The organism is Duganella sp. CF458 (assembly GCF_900113115.1).
GTDB lineage: Bacteria > Pseudomonadota > Gammaproteobacteria > Burkholderiales > Burkholderiaceae_D > Rugamonas.
Map to the genome: position 1 here is coordinate 510,884 of NZ_FOOF01000001.1, position 23,636 is coordinate 534,519.

Genomic DNA, 23,636 nt, shown 5'->3' on the forward strand with positions numbered 1-23,636 from the left:
GACAGTGTATAAAATCGGTTCTATGCAAAAAAACCAGAAAATCAATGGCTGGATCGAGAAATTCCTGGCCAGCGACCCGCCGCGCTCCAAATCGCTGGTGATGACCATCTTCGGCGACGCCATCGTCCCGCACGGCGGCATGGTCTGGACCGGCAGCCTGATCGAACTGCTGGCCCCTTTCGGCGTCAACGACCGCCTGCTGCGCACATCGGTATTCCGGCTGGCACAGGAAGGCTGGCTCGGCGCCCAGCGCGACGGACGCCGCAGCAGCTACGCCATCACGCCCGACGCCATGCGCCGCTTCAGCCGCGCCTTCCGCCGCATCTACGCCCCGCTGAACGTGCATTGGAACGGTCAATGGACCCTGGTGCTCGCCGCCGATGGCCTCGACGCCCCCGCTCGAGGCCAGTTGCGCAAGGAGCTGCTGTGGGAGGGGTACAGCGTGATTGCCCCCGGCATTGCAGGGCATCCCGCCGGTGATATGGAAGCTTTGGAAGCGCTGCTGTCGCGCCTTGGCCTGCTGCAGAAGGTGTATGTCGTGCAGGCCAGCGAGGTACCCGGCCTGCGCGCGCGGCCGCTGGGCGAGATGGTGGCCGAAGGCTGGGACCTCAGCGAGGTGGCCGCCGGCTACGAAAAGTTTGCTGCAAGCTTCAGCGCCCTGCCTGGCCTGCTGGCCGATGCGGTCGACATCGACCCCGAGCAAGCCTTCGTGCTGCGCACCCTGCTGATCCACGCCTACCGCCGCGTGCAGCTGCACGACCCGCAACTGCCGATCGAGCTGCTGCCCGCACTCTGGCCCGGCGCCCGCGCTTACGCACTGGCCAGCCAGCTGTATCGCCAGCTCACCGCGCCCGCCGAACGGCACATCCTCGCCACCTTGCAACGCGAGGACCCCAGAGCCCCGCAACCGGAATCCGGTTTCTACCACCGCTTTGCCGGGCAGCATTAATAGTCCTTGCTGGGGTCAGGAACGGAGTGGACATTTAGTTCCATTCGAAAAGAAATGTCCACATCGTTCCTGACCCCAAGTGGACAATTGTTGTCTGGTGTATCATGTCGGGCTTCGCGCGCAGCGCTTCATTTCCGACAGGACACACAATGTCTATCAAGATCAGCAGCCAGTTCGATGCTGGCGCCATCGATGTGGTCAGCGTTACCTCCGCTGGCGATATCGACCTCGATATCCGCAAGGATTCCCACGCGGACATCATCCAGTGGTTCTATTTCCGGGTGCAGGGTGCGCAAGCCGTGCCGCTGACCATCCGTTTCATGAACGCTGGCCAGGCTGCTTATGCTGAAGGCTGGAAGGGCTACAACGCGGTCGCTTCCTACGACCGCGACCACTGGTTCCGCGTCCCGACTTCCTTCGATGGCGAAGTGATGACCATCGAGCACGCGCCGGAGCACGATTCGGTCTACTACGCGTACTTCGAGCCGTATTCGTGGGAACGCCACCTGTCCCTGCTGGACTCCGCGCAAATGCACCCGCTGGCCGAACTGGTCGACCTGGGCAGCTCGGTGGAAGGGCGCGACATGAACATGCTGGTCATCGGCGACCAGGCAGCCGAGAAAAAAGTGTGGGTCATCGCGCGCCAGCACCCAGGCGAAACCATGGCTGAATGGTTCGTGGAAGGCATGGTCGAAGCGCTGCTCGACGCGTCCAACCCACACGCCCGCCAGTGCCTGCAGGATGCCTGCTTCTACGTCGTGCCGAACATGAACCCGGACGGCTCCGTGCGCGGCAACCTGCGCACCAACGCCGCCGGCGCGAACCTGAACCGCGAGTGGAACGAGCCGACCATGGCGCGTTCGCCGGAAGTCTTCCTGGTGAAAGAGAAGATGAAGGAAACCGGCTGCGACCTGTTCCTGGACGTGCACGGCGACGAAGGCCTGCCTTACGTCTTCGTGGCCGGCAGCGATGCGCTGCCGAACTTCACCAAGGAGCACAAGGCTGCGCAGGACAAGTTCATCGCCGACTTCAAGCTGGCGTCGCCGGACTTCCAGTCCGAGCATGGCTATCCTGACTCGCCTTACACGCCGGAAGTGCTGACCATGGGTTCGCCGCACATCACCCACCTGTTCGGCTGCCTGTCGCTGACCCTGGAACTGCCGTTCAAGGACAACGCCAACGATCCGGACGAACTGGTTGGTTGGAACGGCGCCCGTTCCGCCAAGCTGGGGGCGGACGTGCTGCAGCCGGTGCTGCGCGCCCTGCGCAACTTCTAAGCCACCTGATGGCCTAGCGCAGCAGCGCCCGGAATGCCTTCGGTATCCACGGGCGCGCTGCCAGCATGATGGTCACGGCGCGGCGCTGTTCCCACGGCAGCCGCGCATCATCCTGGTGCTGCAGCGAGAATTCGTCTGCCACCTGCTTCAGACGATCCAGCAAGAGACGCGTCGATTGCTGCGACAGCATCACACTCACCAGCCGCTGCACCTCATGATGGCCGTCGAAACGGCTGTCGAAATAATCGCTGTACGCCTCGTCGCGGAAGAAGGCCTGGATCGGGCCATTCGGCAGCCAGCTGAAGGTGCGCGACACCAGCAGCTTGACCTTGTTATTCGGTTTCAGCATCAGGAAGCCGATCTTGTCCAGCCTGAGCAGGCAGGCCGTCGCCTCGGCGGCGCTGATCTTGTAGTTGGCCACCACTTCCTCAATCGGCACCTGGTTCAGCGCCAGCACGGCCACCACCAAGAGCTTGGTGTCGCTGATGATTTCCTTTTCCTGCGCATAGGTCAGTTGCGAGACCAGCTGCGGCGTGTCGGCGCTGGCCTGCGCCAGTTCCGCGAAGTCCATCTCCAGCACGGCCAGGACCTGCTCCAGGCGGTCGAGCGTGAAATTGCGGGCCGCGAACATGCGTTTGATGCTGGGCTCGGAGAGGCCGATCTTCTGCCCGAGGGCAGCGTAAGTGATGCCGCGCGCCTTGAGTTGGCGTTTGAGCGCGTCGACCAGGCGGATAACGTTGGACATGCTTGGAATTCCTGCAATAAGTATCGGAATATGATACCACCAGCATGCCCCGACGCTACAGTGCGCACAGCGATTGCCCCGCCGCCGGCAAGCGCGCCAAGATGGCCGCTCCCTTAACCTGTGGAGCAGAAAATGAAACGCATCCTGATCGCCGCCCTGCTTGCTGCCGCTTGCGCCAGCAGCCAGGCGGCGGATGGTTCGCAAGCTTTGAGCAAGAACGCCGGCGGCCTGTCGGCCGTCGTGGCGGCCGGTTCGGCGTTGACCGTCTTTGCGGCCGGATCGCTGGTGGTCGAATCCGTCGAAGTCATCGGCGACGGCGTCGTGGTGGTGCTGAAGGCCGTGGGCGACGGCAGCAAGGCCACGGTGGAATTCAGCGGCAAGGCGCTGGAAGGCGTCTCGGTGGCGGCCGGCACCGCGGTCAGCGCCGTGGCCATGTCGGCCGGCCATGCGCTGGTGGTATCGGGCAAGGTGATCGCCTTTATCCCGAACGAATTGGGCAAGGCCCTGCTGCATCATAGCCGCGTGAACTAAGCCATGAAGCGCTTGCTCCTTTCAATGTCGCTGGCCTGCACGATGGCCGGCGCCGCCCACGCGGGCCAGCATTGCGAAAACAAGCCGCTCGCGCTGGACGAAGTGGAACGCTCGCTGGACCTGGCCCAGCGCAGCATGCAAAAGCTCGACGCCAGCGGCGCCCAGGTTGCAATCATCGCCCGCGCCGGACAGGACCTGTCGAAGTATGGCTTGCGCTATTCCCACGTCGGCCTGGCGTGGCGCGATCATCCAGCCGGGCGCTGGGTGGTGGTGCAGTTGCTGAACGATTGCGGCACCGCCCATTCCGCCCTGTACAACGACGGCCTGGGCAACTTCTTTCTTAGCGGCCTGCATCAATACACATCGCAACTGATCCTGCCGTCGCCGGACGTGCAGCAACGGCTGGCGCAGGTGCTGGCTTCGCGCACGCCGCAACGACTGCACGAGCCGAAATACAGCATGCTGTCCTATGCCTGGTCGACGCGCTACCAGAACTCCAACCAGTGGGTGCTCGAGACGCTGGCCGCTGCCAGTGCGGCCCCGGGCAGGGTTGAAACCCGCGCCGAGGCGCAAAAGTGGCTGAACGACGCAGGCTTTCGCCCTTCCGGCATCGACATAGGCCTGGGTTCGCGCGTCGGCGCCCGCCTGTTCCGCGCCAACGTCGCGTTTGACGACCATCCGACCGGCCCGCGCATCCGCGGCCACTTCGACACGATCACGGTCGATGAGATCGAGAATTTCGTGCGCAGCCATGACAGCGGCGCACGCGTGATCGAACTGTGATTACTTACGGGTCAGTTGCCGGACGCGCGTGACATGCTTGCGGCGTAGCCGTTCAAGCTCGCGCGCCTGTGGGTAGCCTGGCTGGCCGGGTGCGCGCAGGTGCGGTGGGAGAGTGGATGGCGCCTCCGGCTCGAAATACAGCGCAGGCAGGCGCTCGATTTGGCGTTTGCTGGTCATGCTTCATGTTAGGCACGGGCCCCGAAAGTTGCCAGTTTTACGCCGGCGCCAAGGCCGTGCTGCGATCTGCGTCGAATATGCCTCTTTTGGGCAGCGAACTTGGCGCTATTTATTTTCCTGTTGGCTTGCGCCTTGCTCCTTAGCCCAGGCGTTGGCCGAAGGGACGCGTGTGGTGAGCCGCGGAGTGCGCGTTGCGGATAATTTCGTAGACCTTGCGCGCATCGGCAATGGTGTCAAAGCGCGGCAGCTCGTCTATGCCGGGCCAGGAAGCGAGCCCGCTGAACATATTCCCCGCCGCCGAAATGCCGAACGCAATGGTGCCTTCGCCCTTGCCGTTTTCTGTCAGCGAGAACTCGCCCATGGCGCGCAGCTGCAGGCTTTTCATCCGGCGCTTGAAGATGCCCGAGCGGATGATGATGCGTTCATTGGTCACCGTATAGTCGGTATAAGCACGTTGCCACGCTTCGACCATGAAGCGGCCGGCGATCATGTACAGCCCAACCAGCACAAAGGGCATGCCCCACAGGCGAAACAGCAGCGGCGCGTCGGAACTGAGAACGGAGTATTCCCAGACCAGGGCAAAACCGCCCCATAGCAGGCTGAATGGAATCATCAGCAAGTCGGAAGCGCGCAGCACCAGGCCCTGTCGCGGGGCGCCGCTCCATAAGACGCGTTCATTGGTTGACAAATTATCCATGCCGTCATCTTACCCGGCAGGAGTGCTTTCAATTCTGGCAGATTGTCACTTCCAGAAGAACAGTAAGCGTTTCCACCAACTTCGGTCCGCAGGCGGTGCGTCGTGTATGTTGGGGACCACAGCGAAGTCCGTGACCAGGCTGACAGCACGGCCGTCGGCGCTGTAACCGAAGTAGGAAGCGTAAGGGCCGCCGCTCCCACCAATGGAGAACGAGATGGCGTTTTCCTGCCCTGCCTGAGGATCCATGAAACAGGCGCTGCCCGATTCCACGTGGTAGCCGAAGATGTCGCCTGGTTTGAGCGAACGGGCATCCTGCGTAGCCACCAGCGCCGGATACCAGCAGACCGCCGGCGCAGCGCCAAGCTGCACGCGGGCGTAGGCGATGCGCTCGTCGCCGTTCCCGTTTCTGGCAACCGCCAGCGTGACGGGATAATCGCCGCTCGGCAGGCATTGGGTGAACGGCAGCAGCCCGACTTCACCTTGGGGGTCACCGGCGGCGATCTGGCCGGACGTGATGGCCAGCCGGCCGGCTTCGACCAGCGAGAACTGAATCGAGGTCTCTTCAAACGCAAAGCGCTCCGCTGCAAAGGCGGAGCGCAGTCCTTCAGGATCGGGCGCATAACTCATGCGCCCATCATATTACTTTTGAAGGCGTGCCAGCAATTCCTTACCTACCAGGGCTGCGGAAGCGGGATTCTGGCCGGTGATCAGTTCACGGTCTGTCACCATATTGCCCTGCCAGTTGGCGGCCTTGGAGAACTGCAGGCCGGCCTTTTGCAGCGCGGTTTGTGGGTAGAACTTCATTTCGCCGCCGCCCAGTTGGCCCTTGGATGCTTCCTCTTCATCATTGGTGAAGACGGTCACCTTGTAGCCGGCGTAGATCCATTTCGGCTGGGTCGGCGTGGCACCTTGTGCCAGCTTCATGGTGAAGCTTTTCGCGTCCGGCATGGCCGACAGCAGTGCGATCGGGCCGTGGCACACCAGCGCGGTCGGCTTGCCGTCCTGGTGGAAGGCAGCCAACACCTTACCCAATGCGGAACTGGTCAGCAAATCCTGCATCGGCGCGTGGCCGCCCGGCACGTAGACCGCGTCGTATTTGCCGTAGCCCTGCTGCTCCACGCGCGCCAGGCTCACCACCGGCGAATTGGCGCTGTCGGTCAGGCGCAGCTGCTCCAACAGCTTTTGATGCGCATCCAGCGCGGCCTGGTCGCCGCCGAAGAACATGGGGTTGACCGAACCCTTGTCCAGGGTGGGCGCCTTGCCGTTCGGGGTGGCGAAAGTGATGGTGTGGCCGGCATCCAGCAGCATCTTCACCGGCTGCATCAGCTCATTCAGGTAAAAGCCGGTCTGGAAGGTCTTGCCGGCTTTCAGGTCCAGCGTCGCTGCGTCGGACAGCACGACCAGCACGTTGCCGGCATGGGCGTTCATTGCGGCGGCGGCGAGGGCGATGGCGGTGAGTTTCTTGATCATGGTTTTGCTCCTTTGTGGAAGTTGATGGCGCTACTTTATTCAAACCTCCAACGGCGATAAACTACCGCCAGACCAAACCATTTTTCCCTTAAAGGCAATAATGAGCCGGAAATACGACCACCTGAGCGACGTCGAAACTTTCGTCACTGTCGTCGAACGCGGCTCGCTGACGGCGGCCGCTGTCGCCATGTCCACCACGCCCTCGGTGATCAGCCGCGCATTGGCTAGGCTGGAAACACGCCTCGGCACCCAGCTTTTGCGCAGGACCACGCGCAGCCTTGGACTGACCGATGCCGGCCGCCTGTACCTGGAACAGACACGCGCCGCCCTCTCCCTGATCGACGACGCCGAACGCGCCGTACAGGCTGAAGGCGGCGAAGTCACAGGCCGCATTCGCATCAGCGCCCCGACCACCTTCGGCCATTACCGCTTGCCCGCCCTGCTGCAACAGTTCGCCGAATGCTATCCGTCGGTGCGCGTGGAGCTGAACATCACCAACCGCAACGTCGACCTTGCGGGCGAGAATTTCGACTTCGCCATCCGCCAGGGCGCCCTGAAAGACAGCGGCATGATCGCCCGCAAGCTGGAAGACGCCCAGTTGGTGCTGGTCTGTTCGCCGGCATACGTGCAGCGGCGAGGCTTGCCGCGCGACCTCGATGCGCTGGCGGAGCATGATTGCCTGACCTTCCTGCTACCCAGCACGGGGCGCGCCTTTCCCTGGCAATTCATGCGCCGAGGCGAGGAGCTGGACTGGCCGCCGGAATCGGCATTGCAGGTGACGGATGATGCGCTGGGAACGGTATCGCTGGCAGAGGCAGGACTGGGTATATGCCAGACCTTCCGCTTCATCGCACAGGACCGCCTGGAACGCGGCGTGCTGGTGGAAGTGCTGCCAGAATTGAAGGGCCGCAGCCGGCCCTTCTCCTTGATCTACACGCCGCAGCGCCGAATGACGGCCGCGGCGCGTGCCTTGCTTGCTTGCCTCCTTGGCGAGACGTAGGGCCGCCCTTACGGTTCTTGTCGTCCACCATCACGGGAAGCTCAAGTCCAAACCCAGCATCCTGCCAAGGACGACGGTCGCGAACCCCACCCCCAGGAGCGATAACACGAAGACTGCGGCGACCTTGCCGCCCGCGCTTAGCACAGCGCGCCTCTCTTTTCCATTCTCCTTCTTCCCTTGGTCGTAATGCCACTTGATGGCGAAGAACATGCCCGTGCCGAGCACGAGAAATTTGAACGTAACCAAGACTATCGGGATCCAATCCATCTTTTGCATATTTCCAGGACTATTACTTGACTCTATCCGTCAGCGACTGCCATGCAAGATGGCGTTGCTGCGCGCTCTTGTGCATACTACTTGAAAGCAACTTCCATACATTGAGACAAAATGTCCCAGCCGAAAACCATACAAAATGCACATTTGCCAATCTGGTTGCCCCGATTGGCGCTGCATGGCGGGCCACGTTTCTTGCAGATTGCGGATGCGTTGCAGGCGGCGGTGGCAGATGGATCGCTGAAGGCGGGTGACCGTCTTCCTCCGCAGCGCCAGCTGGCAGCACAGCTGGGCGTCGACCTGACAACGATCACGCGCGCGTACGACGAAGCCCGGCGCCGCAACTTGTTGGAGGGCCGCGGCGCCCGGGGCACGTATGTCGCGGCGCCGAAAGTCGAATTGACCTCGATCCTCGACCTGAGCATGAATACCCCACCGCCGCCGGATGGCGTGGACTTCGACGACATGTTGAAACAGGGTTTGTCTCAAGTACTGATGAGGGCAGATAGCGAATTGCTGATGACTTACCACTTGGCCGGGGGCAGCGACTCTGACCGTCACGCTGGAGCCAAATGGCTCGAACCGATGTTTGACCATCTGGATTCCCGGCAGGTTGTTGTCTGTCCCGGTGCGCAAGCGGCGATCGCCGCATTAATCCTTGCGCTGACGAAGCCTGGCGATATTATCCTGGCAGAGCCAATGAGTTATCCCGGCTTGCGCGCCGCAGCGACCCAATTTGGCCGGCACCTCATTGCCGTGCAAGCGGACAAGCACGGGATGGTGCCGGAGATGCTCGAAAAAGCGTGCCGCCAGCACAAGCCCGGCTTGGTCTACCTCAATCCGACATTGCAGAACCCGACCGCCATCACCATGCCGATACGCCGGCGCAGGGAGCTCGCCAGCATCGCGCAGCGCTGCAAGGTACGCATCGTTGAGGACGATCCCTACTTGCTTCTTGCCGATGCCCCGCCTCCGCCTATTGCCTCCTTGGCCCCGGAACAGGTGTACTACATTTCGACCCTGTCGAAATGCCTGACGCCCGGCTTGCGTGTCGCCTTCGTGCTGATACGCGACCCGCAAGAACGCGAACGGTTCCTGGTCGCGCTAAGATCATTTGCGTTGATGGTCGCTCCTCTGACGGCCGCATTGGCCACTCAGTGGATCTTCGACGGTTCCGCTGGCGGATTGATGGAAGGGGTGCGCAAGGAGGCGCGCCTGCGCCACCGGATGGCTAGGGATATTCTGGCGGGGCGTTACTGCGGCGCTGGAGACGGCCTGCATGTATGGCTCGAGTTGCCGGCATATTGGAACTCGTTGCAGCTTGCGCGTGCAGCCGCCAGCGAAGGCATCGCAGTCACGCCGGCGGAGGCATTCGCGACTGGCAGCGAATCCGTGAATGCAATACGGATCTCTTTGGGCAACATCAAAGACCGTGGGCGCTTACAGGCGGGGCTTCAACGGCTGTCTCATCTGCTTGCGCGGCGGCCCGAGTCGTTCAGCGCTGCCGTGGTTTAACTAGCGCCGCCTGGCCGGCGCCATCGCTGTTCCGCGCCCGCAGCGCCGGATGAGCGCTGCGGGGCATGGCTTGATTACTTCCCTCCTCGGCCAGCCTTGATCAGGAAGTTCTGCATGGTCGATTCCGCCACCGACGCCCACTGGTTCTGGTCGTTGCGGAAGCGCTTCCACGGTTCGTAGATCTTGGCGAACTTGGCGTTCTTCGAAGCCTCCTCCGCCATCAGCTCATTGGAAGCCTTGTACGCCGCTTCCATGATGTCGTTGGAGTAGTTGCGCAGCTTGACGCCGTTTTTCATCAGACGGCCCAGCGCGCTCGGGTTCTTGAAGTCGTACTCGGCCTGCATCACCACGTGTGCCTCGTAAGAAGCGCATTCCAGTGCGGCCTGGTATTCCTTCGGCAGCTTCTCCCACTCCTTGATGTTGACGTACAAGGTGAAGGAAGCACCCGGTTCCCACCAGCCCGGATAGTAGTAGAACGGTGCGACTTTGTAGAAGCCCAGCTTCTCGTCGTCGTATGGACCAACCCATTCCGCCGCGTCGATGGTGCCTTTTTCCAGCGCGGGATAGATGTCGCCACCAGCCAGCTGCTGCGGCACCGCGCCCAGGCGCTCCATCACCTTGCCGGCCAGGCCGGCGATGCGCATCTTGGTGCCCTTCAGGTCGGCCACGGATTTGACTTCCTTGCGGAACCAGCCGCCCATCTGGGTGCCCGAGTTGCCGGCGATGAAGTTCATCACGCCGTAGTCCTTATAGAAGGCGCGCAGCAGCTCCTTGCCGCCGCCCTGGTCGTACCAGGCGGTGTGCTGGCGCGAGGTCAGCCCGAACGGCACCGCGCAGTCGAGGGAGAACGTTGCGTCCTTGCCGTAGTAGTAGTATGAAGCGCTGTGGCCGCATTCCACCGTACCCGCCTGTACCGCATCCAGCACCTGCAGGCCCGGCACGATTTCGCCGGCGGCGAATACGCGAATATTGAACTTGCCACCGGTCAGCTGCGACACGCGTTTGGTGAACGTGTCGGCTGCGCCGTAAATGGTGTCGAGGGATTTGGGAAAGCTGGATGCCAGGCGCCAGGTGATGGCAGGCATTTCGGCGGCGACAGCCGGTGCGGCGATAACTCCTGCGCCCGCACCTGCTGCGGCCTTCTTGATAAAGGAACGACGTTCCATACGTACTGTCTCCTTATGAGGGTTTTATCTCGGGACAGTGTATGGAAATATTTAGTTCCCGGCAACCACCATCTTTTCAATCAGGATCGAGCCGGTTTGCTTGGTGCCGCGCACCAGGACATCGGTGCCAATGCCGACGATGTCCTTGAACATATCCTTCATATTGCCGGCGATGGTGATCTCTTCCACCGGGTACTGGATCACGCCATTCTCCACCCAATAGCCGGACGCGCCGCGGCTGTAATCGCCGGTGACGTAGTTGGTGCCCTGGCCCATCAACTCGGTGACCAGCAGGCCGGTGCCCATCTTGCGCAACATGCCGGCAAAGTCGTCGTCCTTCCTGGTGTTCGAGGAAGTAATGGTGAGGTTGTGCGAGCCGCCGGCATTGCCGGTGGTTTTCATGCCCAGCTTGCGCGCCGAATAGGTCGACAGGAAGTAACCCTGCAACACGCCGTTCTTGACCACCTCGCGCTTGTGGGTGCGCACGCCTTCTTCATCGAACGGCGCGGAACCGATGGCGCCGACCACGTGCGGGTCTTCCTTGACCTGGATGTGCGAGGGGAAGACGTCCTTGCCCAGCGAATCGACCAGGAAGGTGGACTTGCGGTACAGCGCGCCGCCCGACGTGGCCTGGACGAAGGCGCCCAGCAGGCCGGCTGCCAGCGGCGCCTCGAACAGTACCGGGCAGGTTCGGGTCGCCAGCTTGCGCGCGTTCAGGCGGGCCAGCGAGCGTTCGGCGGCATAGCGACCGACCGCCTCTGCACTCGCCATTTTCTTGGGATCGCGCACCGAGGTGTACCAGTCGTCGCGCTGCATCTTGGCGCCCTTGCCCGCGATCGGTGTCACCGAGAGGGTGTGGCGCGAGTAAGGATAGCCGCCGATGAAGCCGCGCGAGTTGGCCGACACGAAGTGCGACTGCTGCACATGCACGCCGGCGCCTTCGCTATTGGTCACGCGCGGATCGACCGCGAAGGCCGCTGCTTCAGCGCGCTGCGCCAGGACCACCGCTTCTTCCGTGGAAATCGCCCATGGATAGAACAGTTGCAGGTCTTGAGGATTCTTTTCCAGCAGCTCTTCTTCCGCCAGGCCGGCGCAATCGTCTTCCGCCGTGAAGCGGGCGATGTTGTAGGCCGCTTCCACGGTCGCCTTCAGCGAAGCGGGGGAAAAATCGGAAGTGCTGGCATTGCCGCGTTTTTGGCCGATGAACACGGTGACGCCGATGCCCTTGTCGCGGTTTTGCTCGATGGTTTCAATCTTGCTCTTGCGGACCGAGACCGAGAGCCCGCTGCCTTCGCTGATCTCGACGGCGGCATCGGAACCGCCCTGCTCGCGCGCGTACTTCAAAACGTCGCGTGCCAGCTGTTTCAGCTGGTCCTGGGAATAGGAGAAGGCGGATTCGCTCATGGGGTGTTTTAGGGGTCTGGGCGTTAAAACAGTTATCATAGCAGCCGTTTACCGTTTTTACAGGTGGGGTGTGTAAGCCCCTGCCGTCCATATCATGCCAAATCCAAACCGTGGCTCGGTGGGCTTTCAGTCCAGCGAGTTCGAACAAGAATACGAACGCCCTTCCAAAACCGAGCTGAAACGCCAGTCCGACGCGCTGCAAGCGCTGGGCAAGGAACTGGTGGAAGCGCCGCGCGACCGAGTCAAGCGCGTGCCGATGCCGGAAGATGTGCGTGATGTCATTCTTGAATGCCAAAATATCAATAACCACGAAGGCCGCCGCCGCCAGATGCAATTCATCGGCAAGAAGATGCGCACCCTGTCCGAAGAGGAAGTGGCTGCCATCAAGCGCACCATCGAAGGTTGGAAAGGCGCCTCCAAGGCCGATACCGCCGCCCTGCACGCGCTGGAACGCCGCCGCGACAAGCTGCTGGCCGACGACAAGGCCCTGACCGCACTGCTGGAAGAAGCGCCGCAGCTGGATGTGCAGCACCTGCGCACCCTGATCCGCAACGCCCGCAAGGAGCAGGCTGAAAACAAACCGCCGAAGGCCTACCGCGAAATCTTCCAGATCCTGAAGGACCTGAACAAGCCGGCCGCCGCCGCTCCGTCGCCAGGCGAGGAGGTGGACGTCGACGCGCCCGAAGGCGATGAAGATGAGTGACGAAACGCTCGTCGTTGGCCTGGTATCGGTCTCCGACCGCGCCAGCGGCGGCGTGTACCAGGACCAGGGCATTCCGGCGCTGGAAGAGTGGCTGCGCAGCGCCCTGACCAGCCCGTTGCGTTTCGAAACGCGCCTGATTCCCGATGAACGCGCGCAGATCGAGTCCACCCTGGTGGACCTGGTCGACAACGTGCGCTGCCACCTGGTGCTGACCACCGGCGGCACCGGTCCGGCGCGCCGCGACGTGACGCCGGAAGCCACACTGGCCATCGCCACCAAGGAAATGCCGGGCTTCGGCGAGCAGATGCGCCAGGTCAGCCTGGCCTTCGTACCGACCGCCATCCTGTCGCGCCAGGTCGCCGTCATCCGCGAGACCGCCGGCCACGCTGCCCTCGTGATCAACCTGCCGGGCCAGCCGAAAGCCATCAAGGAAACCCTGGAAGGCCTGAAGGATGCCGACGGCAAGCAACTGGTCGGCGGCGTGTTCGCAGCCGTCCCTTACTGCATCGACCTGATCGGCGGTCCTTACGCTGAAACCAACGACGCCGTGTGCAAGGCATTCCGCCCCAAATCCGCCATTCGCAAGAAGGACAACGCATGACCCACCTGCTGGATTCCATCGTCATCGACAGCAAGCCCAATCCGGAAGTGTCCGTGATCTGGATGCACGGCCTGGGCGACAGCGGCGAAGGCTGGGCGCCTATCGTCAATGAGCTGAACCTGAGCGGCCTGCCGGGTATCCGCTTCATCTTCCCGCATGCGAACACCATGCCGGTAACGATCAACGGCGGCTACGTCATGCGCTCGTGGTACGACATCATCCACACCGACCTGGGTCGCCAGGAAGATGAGAAAGGCTTGCGCGAGTCGCAGATCCTGGTCGACGCGCTGATCGAACGCGAAATCGCGCGCGGCGTTCCTGCCGACCGCATCGTGCTGGGCGGCTTCTCGCAAGGCTGTGCGATGACATTGCAGGCCGGCCTGCGCTATCCCAAGAAGCTGGCAGGCCTGATGTGCCTTTCCGGCTACGTGCCGCTGGCCGACAAGGTGGCCGCCGAGCGCCACGCTGCCAACCAGGAGACCCCGGTCTTCATGGTGCACGGCCGTATGGACCCGGTGATCCCGATCGACCGCGCGGTGGCATCGCGCGACCTGCTGGCGAAGCTGGGCTACCAGATTGAATGGCACGACTATCCGATGCAGCATTCCGCCTGCGCCGAAGAACTGGTACACATCTCGGCATGGCTGAAGAAAGTGCTCGCATAAGACAACGCCTCACGACGCCGACCAGACCAGGTTCCACAGGTGGCCATCCAGGTCTTCGAAACCCTGGTCATACATGAAAGGCGACGTTCATGAACGCCGCGTTCTCGCCGCTCAATTGCTCGTTGAAAGTAAAACCGAGCGCGGATAAGAAAGCCTTGGACCGGTTCAGGTCCTTCACCGGGAAATTGAGGATAATCTGCTGCTGCGTTCGACGACAAATGCTCCGCCAGGAGCGAAGCATCAACCGAGGTTGCTGCTCAACTTGTCCAACCCTGCCGCCAACCGCTCCACATCACCGGCTGTGATGGCGCAAGCCTCGGCAATCTTTTCGCTCACCTTCAGGCCTTCGGCGCGCAGCTTGCGGCCTCTGTCGGTCAAGGTCAGCACGCGGTTGCGCTCATCGTTCGGATCGCGGTCGCGCACCAGATAACCTTCCGCCTCCAGCCGCTTGACCAGCGGCGTGATCGAGCCGGAGTCCTGCTGCAGTCGCTCGGCCAGGCCCTTGATGCCCAAGCCCTCCTGCTGCCACAACACCACCATCACCAGGTACTGGGGATAGGTCAGGTTGAGCGGAGCCAGGATAGGCTTGTAGAGCTGCGTCACCTTCAGCGAAGTCGAATACAGCTTGAAGCAGAGATGCTGGTCCAGCGTAGGGGGCGTGCGTTTTTCCATGGCGCGTACTGTAGCACAGCCCCCCTTTGGGATTAACGCTTGACCGCGGCCAGGATCACCTTCGCCACCGCTTCCGGTTGCGACGCCATCGGCACATGGCTGGTCGGCAGCGTGGTGGTGGTCGCGTTCATCTTGGCAGCGAAGGATTTCTGCAGGCCCGGATCGATCATGCGATCCTTGGACGCGACAATGTAGTAGCTCGGCTTGGTCTTCCACGCGGCCACGTCGACCTTGTCGCCGAAGGCGCTGGCCTTGATCGGGCCTTGGGTCGCGGTCATCAGGCGGTGCTCGGCAGGAGTCAGGTCCTGCGCGAAGTTGACGGCCATCGATTCCGCCGACAGGTAAATGAAGCCGTTGTTGTCGGGTTTCAGGGTGGCGATGCCGGGTGGCAGCGGGAAGTCCTTGCCCACTTCACCAACCACCTCGCCTTCCGATGGCGCGAAAGCGGCCACGTAGACCAGGGATTTCACCTTATCGCTGGCGCCAGCCTGGGTGATCACCGCGCCGCCCCAGGAGTGGCCGACCAGGACCACCTTGCCGCTTTGCGCATCGATCACGCGCTGGGCAAAGGCCACGTCGTCCGCCAGGGAGGTCAGCGGATTCTGCACCGATACCACCTTGACACCCTGTTTCTGCAGGATCGGGATGACCTTGTTCCAGGCGGAGCCGTCGGCGAAGGCGCCGTGTACCAGTACGACAGTGGTGTCTTCGGCAGCGTGGGCAGGGGCAATGGCGGCGCCGGCAACCAGGGAAGCAGCAAACAGGGCGGATTTGATGGACGTTTTCATGGCGAAGCTCCTTATAAGTAGTGTATTAATGATTAGCGCGCTCAGCGCATGGATATAAATATAGCGCACTAATCGTTAGTGTGCAAATTATTTCTATCGATTGGGAGAGAAACTTGAATTACTCGCCTTGGCTTAGATCCTGCCGCGCTTGCCGACGCGGAACCGCCATGCTGCTCAAACCAGTTTATCCAGTGTAATCGGCAGGTCGCGTACCCGTTTTCCTGTGGCGTGATAGACCGCGTTCGCCACCGCGGCGGCTACGCCGACGATGCCGATCTCGCCAATGCCGCGCGCACCCAGTTCATTGAAGCGCGTGTCATTGCCCGGTAACGCCACCACGTCGATGTCGCCGACGTCGGCATTCACCGGCACGTGGTAGTCGGCCAGGTTGGCGTTGGTGGCGCGGCCGTAGCGCCAGTCCATCTCGGTGTTTTCCATCAGGGCCATGCCCAGGCCCCAGACAATGCCGCCGATGAACTGGCTGCGCGCGGTCTTCGCATTCAGCACCGTGCCCACGTCGTAGCAGGCCGCGATGCGGGGCACGCGCACCGTGCCGAGGTCTGGATCAACATTCACCTCCACGAAGATGGCGCCGAAGGAATGCATGGAATACTGCTTCTTCTCCTCGCCCGGTTTGGCTTCCGCATCGCCGCTCACCGCCTGCCCGCCATTGCGCGCTATAACCGCTGCCATTGGCTCGCCGCGTTCCGGCGTGGCGCGCAGCCGCAGCCAGCCACCGGCCGCCTCCACTTCGGCCGCATTGAAGCCGTGGAGCGGCGAATCCTTGTCGGACACCGCCATCGCCACCAGTTTGTCGCGCGCAACCGTGCAGGCGCGATGCACGGCCGGGCCAACGCTGGCCGCTGTCATTGATCCGCCCGATACGGGTGCTTCGGGCATCTCGGTATCGCCCAGTTCAAAGCGCACCTTCTCGAGCGGCAGGCCCAGCGCGTCGGCCGCCACCTGGGTCATGATGGTGTAGGTGCCGGTGCCGATATCCTGTGAACCGCAGCGCACCAGCGCCGTGCCGTCAGGCGCAATGCTGGCCCATGCCTTGGCCGGCATGCGGTTGGCGGGATAGGTGGCCGTGGCCATGCCCCAACCGACCAGCGTGCGGCCGGCCTTCATCGAGCGTGGCGCCGAAGTCCGCTTGGCCCAGCCGAAGCGTTCAGCAGCAACCTTGTAACACTCGCGCAGTTGCTTGGCTGAGAAAGGAATGTTCTTTTCCGGATCCTGTTCGGCGTAGTTCTGCAGCCGCAGGGCCACCGGGTCCATGTTCAACGCATAGGCCATTTCATCGATGGCGCACTCGAGGGCGAAACTGCCTGTCGCCTCTCCCGGGGCGCGCATATAGGTGGGCACGCCGACGTTCAGCGTCGCCAGTTGCTGCGTGGTCTGCAGGCTGTCGCTGGCGTACATCATGCGCGTCGGCGAACTGCAAGGCTCGGTGAAATCGTCCTGCACCGACGTGTGCGAGATGGTGTCGTGCACCACCGCCAGCAGGCGGCCATCGGCGCTAGCGCCAAGGCGGAAGCGTTGTTCCGTCATTGGGCGGGCGCCGACCGGCGCGAACATCTGCGGCCGCTCGAGCGCCAGCTTGACCGGGCGGCCAGCCATGCGCGCGGCCATGGCGGCCAGCACCACGTGCGACCACATATTGCCTTTGCATCCGAACCCGCCGCCGACGTAGGGCGATACCACCCTTACCTTTTCCGGCGGTATGCCGAGCGCACGGGCGCAGTTCTTTCTTACGCCGGAGACGTACTGCGTAGCATCGTACAAGGTGAGGTGGTCGCCTTCCCAGGCGGCAATGGTGGCATGCGGTTCCATCGGGTTGTGGTTCTCGATCGGCGTGCTGTACAGGGCGTCGACGCGCTGGGCAGCCTGCGACAGGCCGGCTTGCACATTGCCGCGCTGCGTCTGCATTGGCCGGTCCGGCTGTTCTTTCGGTTTGCGCAGTTTGCGCTTGGCGGCCTGGAAGTCCAGCAGCGCCGGTTGCAGCGCATAACGCACCTTGATAGCGCGCGCCGCGTCTTGCGCCTGCTCCAGTGTTTCGGCCACCACGACCGCGATTGGCTGGCCGTTGTATTTGATCTCATCATCCTGCAGCAGGTTCAGCTTTGGCGGCGGCGGTTTCTGCTCATCGCCGCCCGGCTTCTCGCGCGGCAGGCGTGGTGCGTTCTTGTGCGTCATGACCGCCAGCACGCCGCGCATGCTGCTTGCGCGCGCAGTGTCGATGGCACTGATGCGGCCCTTGGCGATGGTGCTGAGCACCAGCATTGCGTGCGCCACCCGCGGCACGGCATGCTCTGCGGCGAAGGTGGCTGCACCCGTGACCTTCAGGCGGCCGTCGGTGCGGGGAATGGCTTGTCCGATCTGTTTCATGCGCCCTCCCCTGCGATGCGCAGCGCACGAACGATGGCGCGCTGCGCGAGATCGACTTTGAAGCGGTTGCCTTCCAGCGGTTGCGCACCTTCCAGCAGGCGCTGGGCGGCAGCGCGGCATTGCGCGTCGTCGAGCGCATGGCCTTGCAGCATGGCTTCCGCTTCCGGCCGGCGCCAGGGCTTGTGTGCCACACCGCCCAGTGCGATGCGCGCCTCGCGTACGGTACCACCATCCATCTCCAGCGCTGCCGCCACCGACACCAGCGCAAAGGCATAACTGGCGCGGTCGCGCAGCTTGAGGTAGTGGCTGTGGCGCGCCATGCGCGACGGCGGCAGGTCGATGGCGATTATCAGCTCGCCAGGCCGCAACAGCGTATCCCGCTGCGGCGCGTCGCCCGGCAGTCGGTGGAAGTCGCCCAGCGCGACTTCGCGATTGCCTTGCGGGCCGCGCAATAACACCACAGCCTCCAGCGCCGCCAGTGCGACGCTCATGTCGGAGGGGTTGACTGCCACGCAGGCCGGACTGGCGCCGAGAATCGCATGCATGCGCTGGACTCCCTCGCGCGCATCGCAGCCGGAACCGGGCTGGCGTTTGTTGCAACGGCTGAAGGCCGTATCGGTGAAATACGGACAGCGGGTGCGTTGCATCAGGTTGCCGCCCATGGTCGCCATATTGCGCAACTGCGCCGAAGCGCCGGATAGCATGGCTTGTGTCAGCAAGGGGTAGTGCTGGCGGATCACTGCATGGCGCGCGGCATCGGCATTGCGCACGCCGGCGCCGATACGCAGCCCGCCGCCCGGCAGTTCTTCAATACGGTCCAGGCCCGCGTGGGTGATGTCGACCAGCCGCAGCGGGTGTTCGACGTCGCCCTTCATCAAGTCCAGCAGGTTGGTGCCGCCGCCGATGAAGCGCGCACCGTCCTGCTGCGCCAGGCGCAAGGCGTCCGCCGCATCGCGGGCACGATCGTAGTAGATGGATTGCATGGCGCGCTCGCTCAGCTGCGCCGCAGCGCCACTTGGCGGATGGCGGCGACAATATTGGGATAGGCGCCGCAGCGGCAGATATTGCCGCTCATGCGCTCGCGGATTTCCTCGTCGGTGAAGCCGGCGCCGTCCGCACGAACCTCTTCCAGCAGCGCGGTCGCCGAACAGATCTGCCCCGGCGTGCAGTAACCGCACTGGAAGGCATCCTGTTCGAGGAACGCTTGCTGCATCGGCGACAGCTTGCCGTCCTGCGCCAGGCCTTCGATGGTGGTAATGCGCTGGCCCTCGTGCATGACGGCCAGCGTCAGGCAGGCATTGATGCGGCGGCCGTCCACCAGCACGGTGCAGGCGCCGCACTGGCCGCGGTCGCAGCCCTTCTTGGTGCCGGCCAGGCCGATATGTTCGCGCAGGGCATCCAGCAACGTCACGCGCGGTTCCAGCGACAGGCTGTAATCGCGGCCGTTGATGTTCAGGTGCACCGGCCGCGGTGGCGCGGCGGGAGTCGCCGGCGCCAGCGGCGGCGCGCCTGTTGCGGCTGGCACTTGCGTGGCGCCGACAACAGCCAGCGCGGATTGCAGGAAACTTCGGCGGTCAGGCATCGTAGGCTCCCCGGAAAAAGCAGCGCTATCGATGGTGCCCGCTCGTGCGCCGGGCTTCCGTTAGCCCGCGCACACAAATGCTATTCCGCGAGGGGGGCGGCGGTGGAAGGTGGGGCTGTCGAGCGCGCGCCATTCATCACCATGGCCAGCAGGGTGTAGTAGCCGTTGATACCCATCAGGTCCGTCACGCCTTTTTCGCCGAACTGCAGCATGGCAGCCGCCCAGGTGGCATCGCTGACCTGCTTGGTGCTGTGCAGTTCGTGGCAAAAATCGTAGACGGCCTGCTCGTCAGGCTGCAAGCCTTGCGGCGCCTGGCGGGTAGCGATGGCGTCGATCACCAGCTGCGGGATCCCTTCCTGTGCCGCGATAGGGGCGTGGATCGCCCATTCCACCTGCTGGTCCCAGTGGCGGGAGGTCACCAGGATGGCCAGTTCGGTCAGCCGGGTGCCAATGGCGCTGCGGTAGCGCAGGTATTCGCCCAGCCGCTGGGTGCAAGCCATCAGCTCAGGGCTGTGCAGCAAGGGCACAAAGGGGCCATACAGGGCGCCGCGCGGGCCATCGATGACGGCCTGTGCGGCGGCACGCTGCTCGGCTGTCATCTCCGCAGTGGGAATGGGTCCTAGTCGTTCATTCATAGCGACAAATGGTCGCACAGGACAGGAGAAAAATCAAAACGGCGCTGCGGCACGCGCGCTAATGTCCTTGGACCACCAACCCTGCGAGGAGCTGCCATGACCCACCTGATCCACCGCGACCTGCGCCGCACGCCGTCCGTTGCAGTCTGCGCTTTCGGCATGCAAGTGCGCGACAGCGAGGGCAAAACCTATCTCGATGCCAGTGGCGGCGCCGCTGTTTCCTCGCTGGGGCATGGTCACCCGGACGTGCTGGCGGCGATGCAGTCGCAACTCAAGGTGGCCGCCTATGCGCATACCTCCTTCTTTACGACCGAAGTGGCGGAGGAGCTGGGTGACCGTCTGGCACAGGATGCGCCGGGCGATTTGAATCATGCCTATCTGGTATCGGGCGGATCGGAGGCGATCGAGGCTGCGCTCAAGCTGGCGCGCCAGTACTTCGTCGAGCACGGCGACACCGAACGCCGCGTGTTCATCGCGCGGCGCCAGAGCTATCACGGCAACACGCTGGGCGCGCTGGCCCTGGGCGGCAACGAGTATCGCCGGCGCCATTTCGAGCCGCTGCTGATGGATGTGGCGCGGGTCTCGCCCTGCTTCGAATACCGTGAGCGCCGCGCCGGCCAGGATGTGCACGAGTACACGGCCACCCTGCTGCAGGAGCTGGAGGCCAAGATCCTCGACCTGGGGCCGCAGCACGTGATCGGCTTCTGCGCCGAGACGGTGGTTGGCGCCACCAGCGGAGCGGTGCCGCCCACGCCGGGTTATTTCAAGGGCGTGCGGGCGCTGTGCGACAAGTATGGGATTCTGATGATCGCCGATGAGGTGATGTGCGGCATGGGACGCACCGGCACGCTGTATGCGATCGAGCAGGAAGGCGTGGTGCCGGACATCGTTGCGCTGGGCAAGGGGCTGGGGGCCGGCTACCAGCCGATCGGTGCCGTGGTGGCGCGCGACCATATCGTGCAGCGGCTTCGTTCAGGCAGTGGGGTGTTCCAGCATGGGCATACTTATGTTGGGCATCCGGTGGCGGCGGCGGCGGCGCTGGCAGTGCAGAAGGTGATCCGGCGCGATTCGTTGCTGGGGGCCGTGACGGTGCGCGGGGCTTCGTTCAAGCGCATGTTGCGCGATGCGTTTGCGATGCATCCGCATGTGGGTGATATCAGGGGGCGCGGAATGCTGCTGGCCTTGGAGCTGGTGCAGGAGCGGGAGGGCAAGCGGCCGTTCGATCCGGATCTGCGGCTGCATGCGGCGGTGAAGGATGCCTGCATGGAGTGCGGGTTGATGGTGTATCCAATGGGCGGGACCATCGACGGCCGGCGCGGGGACCATGTTCTCCTGGCGCCGCCGTTCATTGCGACCGAGGTGGATTTGCAGCAGATCGTGGCGCGCTTGAGTGATGGGCTGGAGCGGGCGTTGCTGCGGGTGCGGCCGGCCTGAATCCGGCAAACGGCAGCCGCGGGCCAAGTGCCTGACCCTGCGGGTCAGGCACTGAATTACCGGTTTAGAATTCCTGGTAACCGATCACGTCCTGCTGTTGTTCGCCCAGGCCGGCAATCCCCAGCCGCACGAAATCGCCCTTCTTCAGGAAGCGCTTGCGCGCCAGTCCGACACCGGGCGGCGTGCCGGTGGCGATGATATCGCCCGGCTCCAGCGTCATGAAGCGCGAGATGTAGGCAACCAGCTGCGGCACCTTGAAGATCATGGTCTCGGTGCAACCGGTCTGCATACGCTTGTCATTCACCTCGAGATAGAGATCCAGCTGGTCCAGGTCCCACACCTCGTCGCGCGTCACCAGCCACGGGCCGACCGGGCCGAAGGTATCGCAACCCTTGCCCTTGTCCCAGGTGCCGCCGTTCTCCAACTGGAACTCGCGCTCGGACACGTCGTTCACCACGCAGTAACCGGCGATGTGCTTCTCCGCCTCTTCCTCGCTGACATTGCGTGCGCGGGTGCCGATCACCACGCCCAGCTCCACTTCCCAGTCGGTCTTCCTGGAGCCTTTGGGCAGCATGATCGGATCGTCCGGGCCGGACAGGCAGGTGACCGCCTTCATGAAAATAATCGGTTCGCTTGGAATCGGCAGGCCGGCTTCCTGCGCGTGGTCGGCGTAGTTCAGGCCCACGCCGATAAACTTGCCCACTTTGGCAACCGGTACGCCGAAGCGCGGATTGCCGCGCACTACCGGCAGCGTTTCGGGATCGATCTTGGCCAGCTTGCGCAGCACCTTGTCCGACAGGTTGGCGCCGGCGAAGTCGCTGATCTCGCCCGACAAGTCGCGCAGTTTGCCGAATTCATCGATCAGGCCAGGTTTTTCTTTGCCTATACGGCCGTAACGAACCAGTTTCATAAACATCTTCCTTCTTGTTGAAGGCGACATTTTACCGGAAGCGTCGGAGCAGGTACCTGCACAGGCCCGGCAACTGGATCAGCACCAGCAAAGCGAAGGCGCATTCATATGCAACGGCGGGGTAATGCCCAAGCGGCGAAGGCGCCCACAAGCCGATCACTTGTCCAAAACCGGCCTGCACCAGGAAGGCGCCAACGAAGATCAACAGGTTCAGGCAAGTCGAAGCACGCCCGGTCAACGCTGGCGGCATGGCTTGCGCAACGATCGAGTATTCCATGCCGGTGACGCAGCCAACCAGCATGAACAGCACCGGCAGTACCTGCTGGGCCGGACGCCATCCGGACACGAAAGCGCATTGCAGCAGGACGAACAGCAGCACGCCGGCGGCCGCCACATCCAGCGTACGCCAGCCGCGCCTGGTCGCGCATTCGGTCAACTGGCCGACCGCGATGGAGCCGAAGATCACTGCCGCCATGCCGAGATAGAGCAGCCAGGCGATGGCTTGTTCGCTGTAGCGCGGCACGTCGGCCAGCCAGCGCGCGATCCACAAGCCCTGCACGCCGAAGAAGACCGTATGCGGCAGCAGGACCAGCATGGCAGTCTCGCGGAAGACCGGGTGGCTGAAAGTCTCCACCAATGCACTGCGGGTGAACGGGCGTGGCGGTGCGGCCGGCGGCGTGGGGGACAGGAACAGGATCAGCAGCGCGACCGCGATACAGGCACCGGCCAGCCCGATCATCAGCCATTGCCAGCTCATATGATGCAAGGCCAGGCGCACCGGCAAGGTAGCTGTGGCGGCGCCCAGTCCGCCGGCCGCGATCAGGTAGCCTTGTACCGACGGCACCTTGTGCGCAGGGAGCCAGGTGGTCAGGGCTTTGAGGGCGGACATGAAGCAGGCAGCAAGCCCAAACCCCATCAGCGCACGGGCCATCGCCAGGCCGGCGAAGTCCCTGCCGCCTGCGAAGGCCAGCGTGCCGATTGCCGCCACCAGCAGCAGCACGAACTGCACGCGGCGCGGGCCGTAGCGGTCCAGCGCAAAGCCGATCGGCAGCTGGGCGAACGCGAAAGCCAGGAAGTAGGCGCTGGTCAACATGCCGAGTTGCGACGGCGTCAGGTTGGCCTGCGCCACCAGCTGCGGCGCCAGCATGGCGTTCACGCTGCGCAGCAGCCAGGAGATGTAATGTCCCAGCGCGAAGGGAATGAACACCAGGAACAAGGTGGCGGGTCCCGACAAAGTGCCGGGAACCCGCTCGTGCCCACACCACCAGCGGACC

At 63.4% G+C, this 23,636-nt stretch carries 27 protein-coding genes; 10 read left to right on the forward strand and 17 right to left on the reverse strand.

The annotated features are described in order from the left end of the window. The first annotated feature begins 22 nt into the window (after positions 1-22). Together paaX and BM269_RS02275 are read left to right on the forward strand one after the other, a co-directional pair. Positions 23-949 (forward strand): phenylacetic acid degradation operon negative regulatory protein PaaX, encoded by a 927-nt coding sequence (gene paaX, locus BM269_RS02270; RefSeq protein ID WP_090435353.1) that lies wholly within the window; start codon positions 23-25, stop codon positions 947-949. 149 nt (positions 950-1,098) lie between these two features. After that, a complete protein-coding gene (locus BM269_RS02275) occupies positions 1,099-2,226 on the forward strand; it encodes a M14 family metallopeptidase (protein WP_090435356.1) in 1,128 nt (375 codons plus the stop codon). Positions 2,227-2,239: 13 nt separating this feature from the next. Here BM269_RS02275 and BM269_RS02280 read toward each other — a convergent pair whose 3' ends face one another. Next, positions 2,240-2,971, reverse strand: a complete 732-nt coding sequence (locus BM269_RS02280; protein ID WP_090435358.1) for a helix-turn-helix domain-containing protein — start codon at positions 2,969-2,971, stop codon at positions 2,240-2,242. 132 nt (positions 2,972-3,103) lie between these two features. Here BM269_RS02280 and BM269_RS02285 point away from each other — a divergent pair, with 132 nt between their 5' ends. After that, the gene (locus BM269_RS02285) at positions 3,104-3,502 is read left to right on the forward strand and encodes a hypothetical protein (RefSeq protein WP_090435360.1); all 399 of its coding nucleotides are present in this window, start codon (positions 3,104-3,106) and stop codon (positions 3,500-3,502) included. A gap of 3 nt (positions 3,503-3,505) precedes the next feature. Beyond that, positions 3,506-4,285, forward strand: a complete 780-nt coding sequence (locus BM269_RS02290; RefSeq protein WP_090435363.1) for a DUF2145 domain-containing protein — start codon at positions 3,506-3,508, stop codon at positions 4,283-4,285. Here the strand turns inward: BM269_RS02290 and BM269_RS29345 are convergent, their stop codons facing one another. From BM269_RS29345 to BM269_RS02305, 4 genes are all read right to left on the reverse strand, one after another. Continuing rightward, on the reverse strand, positions 4,286-4,462 hold the full coding sequence (locus tag BM269_RS29345) for a hypothetical protein (protein ID WP_170860254.1): 177 nt from the start codon (positions 4,460-4,462) through the stop codon (positions 4,286-4,288). 139 nt (positions 4,463-4,601) lie between these two features. Next, positions 4,602-5,159 carry a PH domain-containing protein gene (locus BM269_RS02295; protein ID WP_090435366.1) on the reverse strand — a complete coding sequence of 186 codons (558 nt, stop codon included), beginning with the start codon at positions 5,157-5,159 and terminating at the stop codon, positions 4,602-4,604. Between the two features lie 45 nt (positions 5,160-5,204). Beyond that, positions 5,205-5,786 carry a DUF4241 domain-containing protein gene (locus tag BM269_RS02300; protein WP_090435369.1) on the reverse strand — a complete coding sequence of 194 codons (582 nt, stop codon included), beginning with the start codon at positions 5,784-5,786 and terminating at the stop codon, positions 5,205-5,207. Between the two features lie 12 nt (positions 5,787-5,798). Next, positions 5,799-6,629 carry a type 1 glutamine amidotransferase domain-containing protein gene (locus tag BM269_RS02305; protein WP_090435372.1) on the reverse strand — a complete coding sequence of 277 codons (831 nt, stop codon included), beginning with the start codon at positions 6,627-6,629 and terminating at the stop codon, positions 5,799-5,801. Between the two features lie 100 nt (positions 6,630-6,729). Here BM269_RS02305 and BM269_RS02310 point away from each other — a divergent pair, with 100 nt between their 5' ends. Further along, on the forward strand, positions 6,730-7,629 hold the full coding sequence (locus tag BM269_RS02310) for a LysR family transcriptional regulator (RefSeq protein ID WP_090435375.1): 900 nt from the start codon (positions 6,730-6,732) through the stop codon (positions 7,627-7,629). Positions 7,630-7,659: 30 nt separating this feature from the next. Here BM269_RS02310 and BM269_RS02315 read toward each other — a convergent pair whose 3' ends face one another. Next, positions 7,660-7,896 (reverse strand): hypothetical protein, encoded by a 237-nt coding sequence (locus BM269_RS02315; RefSeq protein ID WP_090435581.1) that lies wholly within the window; start codon positions 7,894-7,896, stop codon positions 7,660-7,662. A gap of 120 nt (positions 7,897-8,016) precedes the next feature. Here BM269_RS02315 and BM269_RS02320 point away from each other — a divergent pair, with 120 nt between their 5' ends. Then, positions 8,017-9,417, forward strand: coding sequence for an aminotransferase-like domain-containing protein (locus BM269_RS02320; protein ID WP_170860255.1), 1,401 nt, complete (start codon positions 8,017-8,019; stop codon positions 9,415-9,417). Between the two features lie 74 nt (positions 9,418-9,491). Here BM269_RS02320 and BM269_RS02325 read toward each other — a convergent pair whose 3' ends face one another. After that, a complete protein-coding gene (locus tag BM269_RS02325) occupies positions 9,492-10,583 on the reverse strand; it encodes a TRAP transporter substrate-binding protein (protein ID WP_090435377.1) in 1,092 nt (363 codons plus the stop codon). A gap of 51 nt (positions 10,584-10,634) precedes the next feature. After that, positions 10,635-11,987 (reverse strand): metalloprotease PmbA, encoded by a 1,353-nt coding sequence (gene pmbA / locus BM269_RS02330; protein ID WP_090435380.1) that lies wholly within the window; start codon positions 11,985-11,987, stop codon positions 10,635-10,637. 94 nt (positions 11,988-12,081) lie between these two features. On the opposite strand from pmbA, the gene yjgA reads away from it, so the two are divergent. From yjgA to BM269_RS02345, 3 genes are read left to right on the forward strand one after another with little or no spacing between them, the layout of a single operon-like run. Then, positions 12,082-12,690: a ribosome biogenesis factor YjgA gene (gene yjgA / locus BM269_RS02335; protein ID WP_090435383.1), complete on the forward strand. Its 609-nt coding sequence runs from the start codon at positions 12,082-12,084 to the stop codon at positions 12,688-12,690. Next, entirely contained in the window at positions 12,683-13,291 is a 609-nt protein-coding gene (gene mog, locus BM269_RS02340) for a molybdopterin adenylyltransferase (RefSeq protein ID WP_090435385.1), read from the forward strand. The genes yjgA and mog overlap by 8 nt, the downstream gene beginning before the upstream one ends. Then, entirely contained in the window at positions 13,288-13,956 is a 669-nt protein-coding gene (locus BM269_RS02345) for an alpha/beta hydrolase (protein ID WP_090435388.1), read from the forward strand. Before mog ends, BM269_RS02345 begins: the two co-directional genes overlap by 4 nt. 67 nt (positions 13,957-14,023) lie before the next feature. Here BM269_RS02345 and BM269_RS29720 read toward each other — a convergent pair whose 3' ends face one another. The 7 genes from BM269_RS29720 to BM269_RS02380 all read right to left on the reverse strand — a co-directional run bounded on the left by BM269_RS29720 (position 14,024) and on the right by BM269_RS02380 (position 20,018). After that, positions 14,024-14,197, reverse strand: a complete 174-nt coding sequence (locus BM269_RS29720) for a VOC family protein (protein ID WP_373994373.1) — start codon at positions 14,195-14,197, stop codon at positions 14,024-14,026. After that, on the reverse strand, positions 14,197-14,628 hold the full coding sequence (locus tag BM269_RS02355; RefSeq protein ID WP_090435392.1) for a MarR family winged helix-turn-helix transcriptional regulator: 432 nt from the start codon (positions 14,626-14,628) through the stop codon (positions 14,197-14,199). Before BM269_RS02355 ends, BM269_RS29720 begins: the two co-directional genes overlap by 1 nt. A gap of 32 nt (positions 14,629-14,660) precedes the next feature. Next, on the reverse strand, positions 14,661-15,416 hold the full coding sequence (locus BM269_RS02360) for an alpha/beta fold hydrolase (RefSeq protein ID WP_170860256.1): 756 nt from the start codon (positions 15,414-15,416) through the stop codon (positions 14,661-14,663). A 174-nt stretch (positions 15,417-15,590) separates the two neighbouring features. Further along, the gene (locus BM269_RS02365) at positions 15,591-17,801 is read right to left on the reverse strand and encodes a xanthine dehydrogenase family protein molybdopterin-binding subunit (protein ID WP_090435395.1); all 2,211 of its coding nucleotides are present in this window, start codon (positions 17,799-17,801) and stop codon (positions 15,591-15,593) included. Next, positions 17,798-18,784 carry an FAD binding domain-containing protein gene (locus tag BM269_RS02370; protein WP_090435399.1) on the reverse strand — a complete coding sequence of 329 codons (987 nt, stop codon included), beginning with the start codon at positions 18,782-18,784 and terminating at the stop codon, positions 17,798-17,800. Before BM269_RS02370 ends, BM269_RS02365 begins: the two co-directional genes overlap by 4 nt. A gap of 11 nt (positions 18,785-18,795) precedes the next feature. Beyond that, positions 18,796-19,383 carry a (2Fe-2S)-binding protein gene (locus tag BM269_RS02375; RefSeq protein WP_090435402.1) on the reverse strand — a complete coding sequence of 196 codons (588 nt, stop codon included), beginning with the start codon at positions 19,381-19,383 and terminating at the stop codon, positions 18,796-18,798. Between the two features lie 80 nt (positions 19,384-19,463). Then, positions 19,464-20,018, reverse strand: coding sequence for a carboxymuconolactone decarboxylase family protein (locus BM269_RS02380; protein ID WP_090435405.1), 555 nt, complete (start codon positions 20,016-20,018; stop codon positions 19,464-19,466). A 96-nt stretch (positions 20,019-20,114) separates the two neighbouring features. Here BM269_RS02380 and BM269_RS02385 point away from each other — a divergent pair, with 96 nt between their 5' ends. Continuing rightward, complete coding sequence (locus BM269_RS02385; RefSeq protein WP_090435410.1) at positions 20,115-21,452, forward strand: aspartate aminotransferase family protein; 1,338 nt, start codon at positions 20,115-20,117, stop codon at positions 21,450-21,452. A gap of 64 nt (positions 21,453-21,516) precedes the next feature. On the opposite strand, the gene BM269_RS02390 is transcribed toward BM269_RS02385, so the two are convergent. Together BM269_RS02390 and BM269_RS02395 are read right to left on the reverse strand one after the other, a co-directional pair. After that, complete coding sequence (locus BM269_RS02390) at positions 21,517-22,362, reverse strand: fumarylacetoacetate hydrolase family protein (RefSeq protein ID WP_090435411.1); 846 nt, start codon at positions 22,360-22,362, stop codon at positions 21,517-21,519. Between the two features lie 31 nt (positions 22,363-22,393). Continuing rightward, positions 22,394-23,596, reverse strand: a complete 1,203-nt coding sequence (locus BM269_RS02395; RefSeq protein ID WP_229204461.1) for an MFS transporter — start codon at positions 23,594-23,596, stop codon at positions 22,394-22,396. Positions 23,597-23,636: the final 40 nt, after the last annotated feature.